Annotated in this window: 12 protein-coding genes; 9 read left to right on the top strand and 3 right to left on the bottom strand. The window is 60.2% G+C overall.

The genetic code is table 11. The features are described 5' to 3' along the window. Positions 1-103: 103 nt before the first annotated feature. Together ACP3TY_RS15315 and ACP3TY_RS15310 are read left to right on the top strand one after the other, a co-directional pair. Positions 104-979, top strand: coding sequence for a LysR family transcriptional regulator (locus ACP3TY_RS15315; protein ID WP_426617907.1), 876 nt, complete (start codon positions 104-106; stop codon positions 977-979). 238 nt (positions 980-1217) lie between these two features. Further along, positions 1218-1634 (top strand): hypothetical protein, encoded by a 417-nt coding sequence (locus ACP3TY_RS15310; RefSeq protein ID WP_426617906.1) that lies wholly within the window; start codon positions 1218-1220, stop codon positions 1632-1634. A gap of 48 nt (positions 1635-1682) precedes the next feature. On the opposite strand, the gene ACP3TY_RS15305 is transcribed toward ACP3TY_RS15310, so the two are convergent. After that, positions 1683-2405, bottom strand: a complete 723-nt coding sequence (locus ACP3TY_RS15305) for a pirin family protein (RefSeq protein WP_426617905.1) — start codon at positions 2403-2405, stop codon at positions 1683-1685. A 220-nt stretch (positions 2406-2625) separates the two neighbouring features. On the opposite strand from ACP3TY_RS15305, the gene ACP3TY_RS15300 reads away from it, so the two are divergent. Both ACP3TY_RS15300 and ACP3TY_RS15295 read left to right on the top strand, forming a co-directional pair. Next, entirely contained in the window at positions 2626-3576 is a 951-nt protein-coding gene (locus ACP3TY_RS15300; RefSeq protein ID WP_401239312.1) for a GlxA family transcriptional regulator, read from the top strand. A gap of 89 nt (positions 3577-3665) precedes the next feature. After that, positions 3666-5102: an ATP-binding protein gene (locus ACP3TY_RS15295; RefSeq protein ID WP_426617903.1), complete on the top strand. Its 1437-nt coding sequence runs from the start codon at positions 3666-3668 to the stop codon at positions 5100-5102. Here ACP3TY_RS15295 and ACP3TY_RS15290 read toward each other — a convergent pair. Both ACP3TY_RS15290 and ACP3TY_RS15285 read right to left on the bottom strand, forming a co-directional pair. After that, positions 5067-7961: an ATP-binding protein gene (locus tag ACP3TY_RS15290; RefSeq protein ID WP_426617902.1), complete on the bottom strand. Its 2895-nt coding sequence runs from the start codon at positions 7959-7961 to the stop codon at positions 5067-5069. The two genes, ACP3TY_RS15295 and ACP3TY_RS15290, sit on opposite strands and share 36 nt — an antisense overlap. A gap of 142 nt (positions 7962-8103) precedes the next feature. Beyond that, positions 8104-8526, bottom strand: coding sequence for a helix-turn-helix domain-containing protein (locus tag ACP3TY_RS15285; RefSeq protein WP_426617900.1), 423 nt, complete (start codon positions 8524-8526; stop codon positions 8104-8106). A gap of 212 nt (positions 8527-8738) precedes the next feature. Here ACP3TY_RS15285 and ACP3TY_RS15280 point away from each other — a divergent pair, with 212 nt between their 5' ends. From ACP3TY_RS15280 to ACP3TY_RS15260, 5 genes are all read left to right on the top strand, one after another. Continuing rightward, positions 8739-9662: a LysR substrate-binding domain-containing protein gene (locus ACP3TY_RS15280; protein ID WP_426617898.1), complete on the top strand. Its 924-nt coding sequence runs from the start codon at positions 8739-8741 to the stop codon at positions 9660-9662. Positions 9663-10178: 516 nt separating this feature from the next. After that, positions 10179-10538: a DUF6124 family protein gene (locus ACP3TY_RS15275; protein ID WP_212546165.1), complete on the top strand. Its 360-nt coding sequence runs from the start codon at positions 10179-10181 to the stop codon at positions 10536-10538. Positions 10539-10811: 273 nt separating this feature from the next. After that, entirely contained in the window at positions 10812-11228 is a 417-nt protein-coding gene (locus tag ACP3TY_RS15270) for a DoxX family protein (protein ID WP_159815775.1), read from the top strand. After that, a complete protein-coding gene (locus ACP3TY_RS15265; protein ID WP_053119045.1) occupies positions 11221-11847 on the top strand; it encodes an antibiotic biosynthesis monooxygenase in 627 nt (208 codons plus the stop codon). Before ACP3TY_RS15270 ends, ACP3TY_RS15265 begins: the two co-directional genes overlap by 8 nt. 43 nt (positions 11848-11890) lie before the next feature. Continuing rightward, positions 11891-13729, top strand: a complete 1839-nt coding sequence (locus tag ACP3TY_RS15260; protein ID WP_282354532.1) for an amidohydrolase — start codon at positions 11891-11893, stop codon at positions 13727-13729. The last annotated feature ends 63 nt before the right edge of the window (positions 13730-13792 follow it).

Raw genomic sequence — 13792 nt, 5'->3', positions numbered from 1 at the left:
TCTCGAGGAAGGTATATGGCGCTGAGGATATCGGCTATCGTTGCTGCATTCGCGCAGCGATTAAGCGGCGCACTGATGCGTATTTGCATCATCAGGAGACAGCATGAATTGGGATGATGCGCGGGTGTTTCTCGCGGTTTGTCGCGAGTCGACGTTACGCGGCGCAGCGCGGGTGCTGGGAGTTGATCAAGCGACAGTAGGGCGACGCATCACTGCGCTGGAAAAGTCCCTGAGTGCGACGTTGTTCCTGCGCACCTCCGACGGTTACGCGTTGACGGCGGTGGGTGAGGCCGCGCTGAAGAACGTGGAGAAAATGGAGCATTCGGCGCTGGAGCTTGAGCGACAGATTCAGGGGCTCGACGACCGCCTGACCGGCAATGTGCGCGTCAGCACCACCGATTCGCTGGCCATCGATTTTCTGATTCCGGCCATTGCCCGCCTGCACGAGTTGCACCCGGACGTACGCGTGCAACTGGACGCGTCCACGCAGATTCTCAGCCTGGCCAAGCGCGAGGCGGACATCGCCGTGCGCAACACGCGGCCGGACAATCCGGATCTGATCGCCCGGCGAATTGCCCGCTGGCCGGTGGGGCTGTTCGCTTCGCAAGCGTACGTCGATGCCAAGGGCATTCCGCAACCGGGCTCGGCGTTCGAGGGGCATGATCTGGTGGTCTATCAGCCGTATTTGCAGGGCAATAAAGACCTGACGCTGGTCTCTGAACCGATGACTCGCGGGCGGATTGTTGCCGGCCTCGGCTCCAGCCTGTTGGTGCGCCGGGCAATGGCGGCCGGTCTCGGTGTAGGAGAAATTCCCGTGTACATGGGCGAGCGCGATGGTCTGGTCAGGCTCTGGCCCGAACGTACTCGACCGTTACCGTACGACGTGTGGCTGGTGACCCACGCGGATCTGCGCCATACCGCGCGGGTGAGGGCGGTGATCGAGCAGATTGTCGGTGTGTTTGCATCTGAGAATGACTAGATGCAAGGGCTACGACTTCTGACGAAACGGCCTACAAAACAGGCAGAATCGGCTGGCTTGTCAGCCGACTGGGCGAGTTCTATCGTTACGACAGCTCGGTGAGAGGCCAAAGGCTCGCACTGATGTGGAGTACCAGGGACGGTATCGGTAGACCCAGGAAGGTGTCGAATTGAAAACTACGGAACTCAGTCAAAACTTAATCAGTGACCTGTCGAGACAAGGTCGGAATACCCAAACCATGAGTGCAATCAGTCGCGAAGAATTCAATGCAAAGATAGAAACCATCGAAGCCAGAATGGATGCTCGGCTTGAGGGTGTGTCGGCGAGATTCGACGCCTTTCTTTCGGCCCAGGCCGAGCGGGACAAGACTCAAACCGAGCGGGATAGACGCTATGATTTGATGTGGGCCGGAGTGCAAAAAATCGCCGAAGAGTCGAAAGAAGCCATCAAACAGGCATCGACTGTGAAGGCTAATTACTGGGCAGCGACTGCCGTACATTTTTTCGGAGTGATCACCATCGTTGTGGCCGCGCACTTCGCCAATCAAGCCGCCGTGCTGACTACCCTGCAGACTACGCTCGCAGCAATTCAACTGGGCAAAGACATCAGCGTGCAAAAGCCGGCCTCGTTGCAAATACCGGTACCACCCCAATAAAAAACGGCCTTCAAAAGAAGGCCGTTTCTGTTGGCGTTGAAATACTGCTTACGGCATCTGCGGCAATTCCTGCGGCCGCAAGTCAAACACCAGCACCTCGGCGTCTACGCCATTGCTCAAGGTCAGTGTCTGTTCCTCACGAACCCGCACGCCATCGCCTTCCTGCAATTGCACGCCATTGAGTTCAACGCTGCCTCGTGCCACATGCACGTAAGCATAACGGTCAGCGGCCAGTTTCAGTGTGGCGCTTTCCTTGCCATCGAACAGGCCGGCATACACTCGCGCATCCTGGCGCACTTTCAGCGATCCATCTTTGCCGTCCGGCGAGATGATCAATTGCAGGCGACCGCGTTTTTTCTCGGCGCTGAAGTGCTCCTGCTGATAACGCGGTTTGGCGCCACTGACTTCCGGCACAATCCAGATTTGCAGGAAGTGCACAGGCTTGGTCGCCGAGTGGTTGAACTCGCTGTGCGCCACGCCGCTGCCGGCGCTCATCAGTTGCACATCGCCGGGGCGGATGACCGAACCGGTGCCCAAGGTGTCTTTGTGTTCCAGCGCGCCTTCCAGCACGTAGGAAAAGATCTCCATATCGCGGTGCGGGTGTTGGCCGAAACCCTTACCGGCAGCAACGCGGTCATCGTTGATCACCAGCAGGTCAGAGAAACCCTGTTCACGCGGGTCGCGGTAGCTGGCGAAGGAAAAGGTGTGGAACGACTTCAACCAGCCATGATTGGCGAGGCCACGATCGGAGGCTTTGCGAAGAGTCAGCATGATGAAATCTCCTTACGGGACGTTAATTCGTCCGAGTGAGGAGAAGGTTAATGGTAATTGCCTAGTGCAATAAGTAGATGAAAATTGAAAGACTGTCCTGATCAGGTTGACAGTTTTGCGCGGTGGTTCACGCATTTTTTCCGACGTCTGCGCTGCAGTTGGCCATAATGCCTCGCGTATCCGGTGCGTCTTTCTTTCTTTGAACTCAGTGAAATCTTCCATGAAAACCGTGGCAATGGTGCTGTTCCCCGACTTTCTTCTGCTGGACATGGCCGGGCCGCTGGAAGTTTTTTCGGTCGCCAACCGCTTTTTGAAGGCTGAAGCACATTACCAATTGACCACGCTTGGCACCGAGCCCGGCCCCCTGCGCGCTTCAAATGGCGTGTTGGTACACGCCGACCGCCATATTGAGCAGACAGACGAGTACTACGACTTACTGTTGGTGCCGGGCGGCCCCGGTGCCTACAACGACAAGTCTCCGCCGTTGCTCAATTGGTTGAAGGGCGCGGTCAATCGGGCCGAGCGCTACGGGTCAATCTGTACCGGCGCATTTGTGCTGGGACATGCCGGGTTGCTCGACGGCTATCGCGTCACCACCCACTGGAATTACACCGAACGTCTGATTAAGGGATTTCCCAAGGCAGATGTCGCGACCGATCAGATTTTCGTCGAGGATCGCAACTTGATCACTTCGGGCGGGGTCACCGCGGGTATCGATCTGGCGTTGGCCGTAGTCGCTCAAGACCACGGCAAGACGCTCGCGCAGAATGTCGCCAAAGTGTTGCTGGTCGTCATGAAACGCCAAGGTGGTCAGGCGCAGTTCAGCCCGTTGATGGCAGCGGTTGCGCCGCAGGAAACGCCGATTACCCGCGTGCAGAATTACGTCCTTGAACACCTCGACGAGGCTTTCACCATCGAGCGCATGGCAGGACTGGCGAACATGAGTGCGCGGCATTTCGCGCGCCTGTTCAGCCGTGACGTCGACATGACGCCGATGGAGTTTCTGCAAAGTGCGCGTATCGATTGCGCCCGTAATTTGCTGGAAACCAGCGACTTGCCGCTGAAAACCGTGGCTTACAAAAGTGGTTTCGGCAGCGTCCGCCATATGCGTTTTCTGTTTGCAGAAAAGCTCGGTCTGACCCCTGCGCAGTACCGCGAACAGTTCAGCTAGAGCGGTTCTGTCCGTTTCGCGCACCCGGAAGTCCGTGTTGCGCCCCGCGTGGCAGTTGTACCGTCACTTGAGGCTGCCAAGATGATGGCATGAACAGCCCCATCGATTTGACCTCGGCGTCAGTGCTGCATTTTGGCCCTTACGCGTTCCACTTGCGCCAGCGGCTGATCCTGGAAGGGGATCGGCAATTGCGCATGGGCGGGCGTGCGCTGGACATTCTGCAAGTGCTGGTCGAGCGCGCCGGTCGAGTGGTCAAGAAGGAGCACTTGATTGCGCTGGTCTGGCCGACGTCGGTGGTCGAAGAGATCAATTTGCGCGTGCACATTGCCGCGCTGCGCCGAGCGCTGGGTGACGGTGAAAATGGCCAGCGCTACATCGTCAACGTGCCGCAATGCGGCTACAGCTTCGTCGCCCCGGTGCAGGGCGACAATACCGCGCAAGTGGTGTTCGAAACCCTGCAAGCGCCCCAGCACAATCTGCCGGCACGCCTGACGCCGGTGACCGGCCGCGATTCGTTAGTCGGTTCGATGGTGCGGCAACTGCCACTGTGCCGGTTGATGAGCGTGACGGGCCCGGCCGGGGTCGGGAAGTCCACGGTGGCTTTGCGCGCGGCCGAGTTGTTGCTGCAGCACTTTCGCGATGGCGTGTGGCGGGTGGATCTGGCGCTTGTCGACGATGGCACGGCGCTGTTTGATCACGTTTTGCAAACGCTAAATACCGATCTCGCCACGTTGGCCAGTCGTCATACGCTGTTGCTGCTCGACAACTGCGAGCATCTGCGCGACGCCTGCAAGTCTCTGGTGGAGAAACTGCTGAATGCGGCGCCGCGTTTGTCGATCCTCGTGACCAGCCGCGAAGCGCTGCAAGCCGATCTGGAAACCGTGCAGCACTTGCCTCCGCTGAGCCTTCCCCCGTCGAGCGCGCTGGACAGTGTCGAGGAAACCATGGGTTATTCGGCGGTGCAGCTGTTTGTCAGCCGCGCCCGCGCACGTCAGCAGGGGTTTTGCCTGCGACTTCAGGATCTGGAAGTCGTGCGCGAAATCTGTCGGCGCCTCGACGGTTTGCCGTTGGCGATAGAACTGGCGGCAGCGCAAATCGATGCGCTGGCGCTGGTGGGGTTGCAAGCGCAATTGAGTAATAGTCTACAGCTTCAGGGGCGGCGCACTGCTGAGCCAAGGCATCAGACCCTGCAAGCCGCGCTGGACTGGAGCTATCAGCGCTTGAGCGAACAACAGCAGCGGGTGCTGCAACGTTTGTCGGTGTTCAAAGTGGCTTTTACGCTTGAGGCGGCGCTGGCGGTGCTCGCCGAGGCACACGGGCAGTTGATCATTGATCAGTTGGTGCAGAAGTCGTTACTGACGGTAAAGCGCGGAGAGGGGGCGTTGCACTATCGAATGCTCAATACCACTCGGTTGTACGCGCGGGCAAAACTCATCAGCGGTGATTTTGAACATCGCCATTTACATTTTCTGCGGCGGTCATCCCGGGTTTCAGGCTTGCGTTTGACTGCGCAACTTGTTGAGTAGCTGGCGCACTTTGCGCAAGTCCGGGGTGGCGTAGCCTTCGGTGAAACGTTGGTAGATCGGGGTCAGCAGATCAAGGGCTTCGTGGTAGCGCGATTGTTGCTGCCAGAGCTGGGCCAGTGACGTGGCGCTGCGCAGTTCCCAGGCCAGCGCGCCTTGGGTTTGGGCGATGGACAGGGCCTGCAGCAGGATGTGTTCTGCTTCTTGGGTTTTTGTGATGTTGGATCTGGCGCCTTCGCGAGCAGGCTCGCTCCCACATTGGCATTGCGTCGGGCATAAATCTCTGTGGGAGCGAGCCTGCTCGCGAAGGCTTCCTTCTTCACAGCCCAAATTTTCAGCCAAAAGCTGCTCCGCCCGAGCCCGCAATATCTCCGCCGTGCTCCAACCCGCCGCACCACTGCGCGCCCGCTCCAGCAACGCGTCATCCACAAAACCACTGTCCAGCGTCACCATGATTTCCCGGATCAACCCGCCACCCTCCGCCCGCACAACCGTCGGCGTCTCAGCATCAATCACCTGCGCGTAATGCCGCCCCCACGTATGAAACAGCAGCACCGAATGCTTCTGCGACTGCTCCAGCAGCAGACGCAGCAAGGCCCGCGCGTTCTGCTCATCACCGTTGTAATGCGCGATCAGACAGGTGGACAGCGCCAGGGTGTAGCAAATCGAGGTGCCATGATTGATCTGCACCGCGATGTCCAGCGCCTGCCGCGCCGTATTCCACGCCTGTTCGGGAAAACCCTGCAACCACAACACGCGGGCGAGTACGGTCAGCGAAGCGACGCTCTGGTCGTATTGCACGCCGAAACCGTGGGTAAAGCGATTGAGGTGACCGCTCTGCGCCATGCGCTGAATCACTTGTTCGGCGTGGATGCGCGCCTGCGTCTGGTCGCCGGCGTAGTGCAGCGCCAGCACGCGCAAACGGTGAGTACTTAATGTCAAAAGCGGATCACCGTGCAGGCCGAGGCGATCGAATTGTTCGCTCTGCTCAAGAGCCATTTGGTAATGCCCACAACTGAGATTGACCGCCATGTGCCCCGACACCGCCCGCAGTTGCCCGGCGACATCGCCATGCTGATGGGCCAGCGCAGTGGCATTGGCAAACGCGTCAATGGTTTCCGGGGTGCCGCCCCAAGTGTGATAACAGGCGCTGCCGAGTGCGAGATTCAAGGCGATTTGCAGACGCGGACACGGCGTCTCTGCATCCTCGAGCAGGGACAGCGCCTGACGCACGTAACCGCCGTATTCCTTGAGCAGCGACAGTTCCTGCCATAACGGCGCGGAAGCGGCGGCCAATCGAATCGCCAGCTCATCCGGGCCGTCACCGTTCAGGCTCCAGTCCAGCGCCGCGCGCAAATCTTCCAGACCTCGCGCATAGCGCTCGATCCACAGCGTGGTCGGCGTGTGTTCCCAAGCGCTCTGCGCCTGATGCATCAGCGCCAGACAGCGCTCCGCGTGGCGCTTGCGGGTCTGTCCAAGCTCGCCCGACATATAGAGTTTTTCCAGGGCATAACGGCGGGTGGTGTCGAGCAAACGGTAGAACACCTCTTCATCGCCGACTTCAACGTTCAGCAGTGATTTGGCGACCAATTGCGTGATCGAGCCAAACACTTCACCGGGCGTGAGGTGCTGGCCACCAATGACTGCCGCAGCGGACTCTAGCGTGAAGCCGCCGCGAAACACCCCCAGCCGCCGCAAGCAGGTTTGCTCACAAGCGGTGAGCAAATTGAAACTCCAGTCCAGCGTGGCCCGCAGTGTGACGTGACGATCCTGATTGTCCGGCGCCACGGGCGGCAAACGCCCCTGCAACTGCTTCGACAAACCGCTCAATCCCAATTCGCCGATTTGCGCGGCCGCCAACTCCAGCGCCAGCGGAATACCGTCCAGGCGTCGGCAGATTTCAATCGCCAGCGGCAGTTCGGCGTCGCTGATTTCAAAGTTTTCGCAAGCGGCCATGGCCCGTTCGACGAACAGTTGCAGGGCTGCAAAACTCAATGCCTGCGCGCGGTCGAGGACGATGTCCGGCGGGCAGTCGAGGGATTCCAGCCGCTGCACATACTCGCCCTCGGCGCGCAGGCTTTCGCGACTGGTCGCCAGAATGTGCACCTGCGGCGCGCCGCGCAAAATGCTCTCGCTGAGCAGGGCGACGGCGTCGATCAAGTGCTCGCAATTGTCGATCACCAGCAGCATTTGCCGATCGCGCAGGGCGTTGATCAGACTGGTCTGCGGATCGTGATCGTTGAGCAACGTGTCGAGGAGGGCGGCGAGGTGCGAGTAGATCATTCGCGGATCACTCAGCGGTGCCAGATCGAGCAAGCGAATGCCATCGCGATAATGCCCGATCAATTGCTCGGCAACGCGCAGGGCAACCGTGGTTTTGCCGATTCCGCCGGGGCCGACCAAGGTGATGCAGCGCTGACGCGGCAATTGCGTCATCAGGCTGTCGACCAGCATTTGGCGGCCGATCATCCGCGTGCGCCGCAGCGGCAGGTTATGTCGCCCAACGTGCGTGCCAGCGGGTTGTTGATCGATGTTCTGTTGCAGAATCGGTGCGACAAAGCTGTAACCCCGCTGCGCCACGGTGACGATGTAGCGCTGACCGGCCTGACCATCGCCGAGTGCCTTGCGCAAGGCGGCCATGTGCACGCGCAAATTGATGTCTTCGACAACGCTGTCCGGCCACACTCCGGCCATCAACGCCTGCTTGCTCACCACTTCGCCAGCGTGCGCCAGCAAAATCAGGAGAATGTCCATGGCCCGGCGACCCAGCCTCAACGGTTGCTCACCCTCAAGCACCAGCCGTTGTGCCGGGTAAATCCGATAAGGGCCGAAGCCGATGGCCTGATTTGACGGAAGACTCAACCACTCACTCCTGCGGTGCTGCAGCGGACAGGACGAAACAGCACTGGGCGAGCGCGCAGGGCGTCTGTTTCGCGGTGTCCGGGCATAATCCTCAGGTTTGAGCATCGGTGCAACGGCTGGTGTGAGTGGTGGGTTCAAAACTTCATGACAGTGGGCGAGGACTTCTCGGTTCACGCATGACCTGGCAGCGCCAGGCGAACGGGTTGATCCCTTCGCTGCGAGTAAAAATATGGCAGAAATGCGCCTGATCGCAGAAACCGCATTCCAGGCTGATTTGCGTCAGGCTCAGGTCGGTGTGCTGGATCAACAGTTTGGCGCGGGCGAGGCGTTGGCTGCGTATCCAGTCTTGTGGCGACACGCCGGTGCTGCACTTGAAGGCTCGCGAAAAATGACTGCGCGACAGCGAGCACGCCTGCGCCAGTTCGGTGACTTCCAGACTTTCGCCGAGACGGTCGAGGATCAGTTGCTTGACCCGCCGCACCCGTTGCGGGCTGAGGCCACCGGTGCGTGGCACGAGGGGTTCGCAGGCAGGGGCGAGGGCGACGGTTTGCAGAGAGTGAGCCATGGCCAGGATCCGTGTCGGTGGGGAACGCACACTCGGCGCTTTCCCTCAGGTCAAAAAACAACGCTGCGCAGGCCACCGATTGTTGTGCGCGGGCTGGCCGCTGACGAGTTAATCGTTGTTAATTCGCTTAACAGATCCGCGCTGGATGGGCTGTTGATCGAGTAAAGTGCGTAGCACTTGCGTCTGGCTGGCCATACAAGGAAATCGAGCCCATGAACCGTAACGATCTGCGCCGCGTCGACATGAATCTGCTGGTGATTTTCGAAGCCTTGATGTTCGAAAAGAACCTGACCCGCGTGGCCGAAAAACTGTTCATGGGCCAACCCGCCGTCAGCGCCGCGTTAGGCCGTTTGCGCGATCTGTTCGATGATCCGTTGCTGCTGCGCAACGGTCGCGCCATGGAGCCGACGGCGCGCGCGCTCGATATTCTCAAAGAACTGCAACCGGCCATGGACGTGATCTCCGGCGCTGTCAGCCGCGCCAAGGAATTCGAGCCAGCAAGCAGCTGCGATGTGTTCCGGATCGGCTTGTCGGACGACGCGGAATTCGGCCTGTTCCCGCCGTTGTTGCGTCAGCTTCAGGAAGAGGCACCGGGCATCGTCGTCGTGGTGCGCCGCGCCAACTACTTGCTGATGCCGGCGCTGCTGGCGTCCGGCGAGATCTCCGTCGGTGTCAGTTACACCACCGACCTGCCGGCCAACGCCAAACGCAAAAAACTCCGCGACATCCCCTGCAAAGTCCTGCGCGGCGACGGTCGCCCAGGCCCGCTGACGCTCGACGAATACTGCGCACGCCCGCACGCGATGGTCTCGTTCTCCGGCGACTTGAGCGGCAACATCGACCTCGACTTGGCCAAGCTCGGCCGCAGCCGCCGCGTCGTGCTCGGCGTGCCACAGTTCAGTGGTTTGCGCGCGTTGCTGGCCGGCACCGAAATGATCGCCACCGTGCCCGATTATGCGGCGTGTGCATTGGTTGAAGGCTGTGCGTTGCGTGCCGAAGACCCGCCGTTTCCGATTGATGCGGCGCAGTTGTCGATGGCGTGGAGCGGGGTGCATGACAACGATCCGGCGGAGAAGTGGTTGCGGTCGCGGATCAGTCAGTTCATGGCGGCGCCGCTGGATATCCCAACGGTCTAAACCCAGCGCCGATCTCACAGACAATAAAAGACCCCTGTGGGAGCGAGCCTGCTCGCGAAAGCGGCGTGTCAGTCAAAGCATTTATCGACTGCCCCGACGCCTTCGCGAGCAGGCTCGCTCCCACATTGGCATCTGCGTCATGCTTGAATTGTGGGTGTTTTAAACACCGCTGTTTAAGCAACATGCACAGACACTCTTTCAGGCTACACAACCTTGCGCCTTTGCCTACAGCTAAGACAGAATCCGCCGGCTTGTGCGCTTGTGGCCCGGTCTCTATCGTTTGGCGGTCGCTGAAATATTCAGCGATCGGGTTTAGCGACTCGGATCAAAAAAGTGCATCAACGCTCCATGCTTCGTTGCGGGCTATCGTCTGCACCTCGCTATGGCGGCTGTATGCGGGAGACCTTCGGGTCTACCGGGTTGCCTTTTTTCCGGTTCGCTAACCTGCATACGGTCGCCACCCATCCTGTTTAGCGACTGGACGTGGTGATCCCTGCGCTAAAAAGGAGATTCACCATGTTCAAAGTCACCCCCAACCCACCAGACATCGACCCCACATCCCCCTACGCATCCATCGATTCCAGAAAACTCCACCAAGCCGCCGACCGCGCCCTCGACCATTACCTTTGCCCACCCGGCTCTACGCCGCCTCCACGTAAAACCCGTGGAATGTACGCCGTCACCGCTGACACCAAAAACGAAGATCTACTGACCGACGCCAGCGAAACCCTCGCCTCAGCCAAAACCATTGCCCAGGACGTCGCTCACCTCTTGCCCGCAGCGCAGCGCCGGGCATTGTTGGGGATAGCGCAGTTGATCATGCTCGGCGAGCTCGCGGTGAATCGGGTGCTGGATAACCTCAATCCACCTGCCTGAACATGATCGTTCCCACGCTCTGCGTGGGAATGCCTCAACGGACGCTCCGCGTTCGGCCCTGGAAGGGACGCGGAGCGTCCCGGGCTGCATTCCCACGCAGAGCGTGGGAACGATCAATCGACTGGCCCGACGCCTTCGCGAGCAAGCCCGCTCCCACAGGGTTTTGTGGTGTGCTGAATATCTCGGCACGCTGGTGAACTGAGCACACCCGTTCAATTTTTCCCTTCCCGGCATCGGCATTATTCAGGTCGATGAAGTTTCCAGGATGGGGTCATGAACGCTTTGCAACGCGATGAACGGGCGCGCGACGTCGGTTTGCTGTTTCTGCGGGTCAGCGGCGGGTTGTTTTTGCTGTGGGTACACGGCTTGCCCAAGCTGCTGGATTTCAGCGCGCAATTGCAGCTGATCGAAGATCCGTTCCACCTCGGTTCGCACCTCACCCTGATGCTGGCGATCTTCGCCGAAGTCGTCTGCCCGCTACTGATCGTCGCCGGGGTACTGGCGCGATTGGCCTGCGTGCCTATTCTCTTTGTTCTGCTGGTGGCGTTGTTGGTCGTGCATCCGCAATGGAGTGTGGCCGAGGGGCAGTTCGGCTGGTTGCTGTTGATCCTGTTTGCCACTGTGTTTATCGCCGGGCCGGGACGGCTGGCGCTCAATGTCCGTTTGCCCGGAGTGCTGCGTTATGCCTGAAGTCCTGAGTCCAAAAGCACCGGGGTCTGATGAGACCGTGACGCTGATCGTCAAGCACCGGGTCAAGGCCGGGTTTGAGGCGGCGTATGAAGCCTGGCTACGCAATATCGTGCGGGTCGCGGGGCAGCGGGAAGGGCACTTGGGGGTTGATGTGGTGCGCGGCAAGCGTGCCGGCCTCGACTTTTATACCTGCGTGCTGCGTTTTTGTTCGACCGATGCGATGCAGTCGTGGCTGGAATCGCCGCAGCGTCAGGCGCTGGTCGATGAAGCTGCGCCGATGCTTGCCGATGGCGACCAGACCGAAGTCGCGCCGGTCAACGAGTTTTGGTTCTCGCCGCTGGCCGAAGCCGCTTCGCCACCGCCGCGCTGGAAACAAGCAGTGATCACGCTGCTGGTGATTCTGCCGCACACCTTGCTGGTGCCGCTGATCTGGGGGCCGCTGCTCAGATTGCATCCGCTGCTTTCCAACTACGTGGTCGCCACGTTCCTGATCACTCTGACCATCGTCGTGTCGGTGGTGTACGTGTTCATGCCGCGCGTCACGCGCTTGTTCGCGCCGTGGCTCGAAGCCAGTCAGGCCCATGAACACCTCGATTCCCAAGAAACCTCGCCACGCTGAGCGCGCGGGGTTTGCTTCTTTTTACTTTGCTTGAGGAACTGCGATGAGCGCCGATCTGATTCTGTTCAATGGCCAATTTCATACCGTAGACCGCACCAAACCGCTGGCCAGTGCCGTGGCGATTACCGACGGCCGTTTCGTGGTCGTCGGCAACGACAACCAAGCCATGGCCCTGCGCGGGCCGAACACGCAAGTGGTCGATATGCACGGCCGCTGCGTCATCCCCGGACTCAACGACTCGCACTTGCACTTGATCCGTGGCGGTTTGAACTACAACCTCGAACTACGCTGGGAAGGCGTGCCGTCGCTGGCCGACGCGCTGCGCATGCTCAAGGATCAGGCTGACCGCACGCCGACCCCGCAATGGGTGCGCGTGGTCGGTGGCTGGAACGAATTCCAGTTCGCCGAAAAACGCATGCCGACCCTTGAAGAAATCAACCAGGCCGCGCCGGACACACCGGTGTTCATCTTGCATTTGTACGACCGCGCGCTGCTCAACCGCGCCGCGCTGCGTGTCGCCGGTTACACCCGCGACACGCCGAACCCGCCGGGTGGCGAGATCGTTCGCGACAGCAATGGCAACCCGACCGGCATGCTGGTCGCGCGGCCTAACGCGATGATTCTCTATTCGACGCTAGCCAAAGGGCCGAAGCTGCCGCTGGAGTATCAGGTCAACTCGACCCGCCAGTTCATGCGCGAACTCAATCGCCTCGGCCTGACCAGCGCGATCGATGCTGGCGGTGGTTTCCAGAACTACCCGGACGATTATCAAGTGATCGAGCAACTGGCCAAAGACGACCAGTTGACCGTGCGCATCGCCTACAACCTGTTCACCCAGAAACCGAAAGAAGAACTGAGCGATTTCCAGAACTGGACTGGCAGCGTCAAGTTGCATCAGGGCGACGACTACCTGCGCCACAACGGCGCCGGCGAGATGCTGGTGTTTTCGGCAGCGGATTTCGAAGACTTCCTCGAACCGCGCCCGGATCTGCCGCAGACCATGGAAGAAGAGTTGGAACCGGTGGTGCGCCACCTGGTTGAACAGCGCTGGCCGTTCCGTTTGCACGCGACGTACAACGAATCGATCAGCCGTATGCTCGACGTGTTCGAGAAGGTCAATCGCGACATTCCTTTCAACGGTTTGCCATGGTTCTTCGACCACGCCGAAACCATCACCCCGCAGAACATCGAGCGGGTGAAAGCGCTGGGCGGCGGCATTGCGATTCAGGATCGCATGGCGTTTCAGGGCGAATATTTCGTCGACCGTTATGGCAAGCAAGCCGCCGAGGCGACCCCGCCGATCAAGCGCATGCTCGCCGAAGGTGTGCCGGTCGGCGCTGGCACCGATGCGACGCGGGTTTCCAGCTACAACCCGTGGACGTCGCTGTACTGGATGGTCAGCGGTCGCACCGTCGGTGGCCTGGCCTTGTACGAAGAAGGTCTGCCGCGCACCACCGCGCTGGAACTGTTCACCCACGGCAGCGCCTGGTTCTCCTCGGAGCAGGGCAAGAAAGGCCAGATCAAGGTCGGGCAACTGGCGGATCTAGCAGCGCTGAGCGCGGACTTTTTCCATGTCGAGGAAGAAGCGATCAAGTGGATCGAGTCGGTACTGACCGTGGTCGGCGGCAAGATTGTTTACGCTGCCGGCGACTTCGAAGACCTCGGGCCGCGCTCGATTCCGGTGCTGCCGGACTGGTCGCCGGTGGTCAAAGTCCCGGGCCACTGGCGGCCGAACTCGCCGTTGCAGGCGCAGGTTCACCAGTGCAGCGGCCCTTGCGCCGTGCACACCCACAGCCATGAAAAGGCGCGGATGTCGAACGCGCCGGTCAGCGACTTTGCCGGGTTCTGGGGCGCGTTCGGCTGCTCCTGCTTCGCTTTCTGATTCTCCCCCAAAGCGCCGGCCGACCGGTCGGCGCTTCACGCTTCATCCATCCGTCCCTCAGGA

This window comes from Pseudomonas rustica (assembly GCF_049959085.1).
Taxonomy (GTDB): Bacteria; Pseudomonadota; Gammaproteobacteria; order Pseudomonadales; family Pseudomonadaceae; genus Aquipseudomonas; species Aquipseudomonas rustica.
Note: the sequence above shows the minus strand (reverse complement) of the source record. Positions and strands in the feature narration are given on the sequence as shown.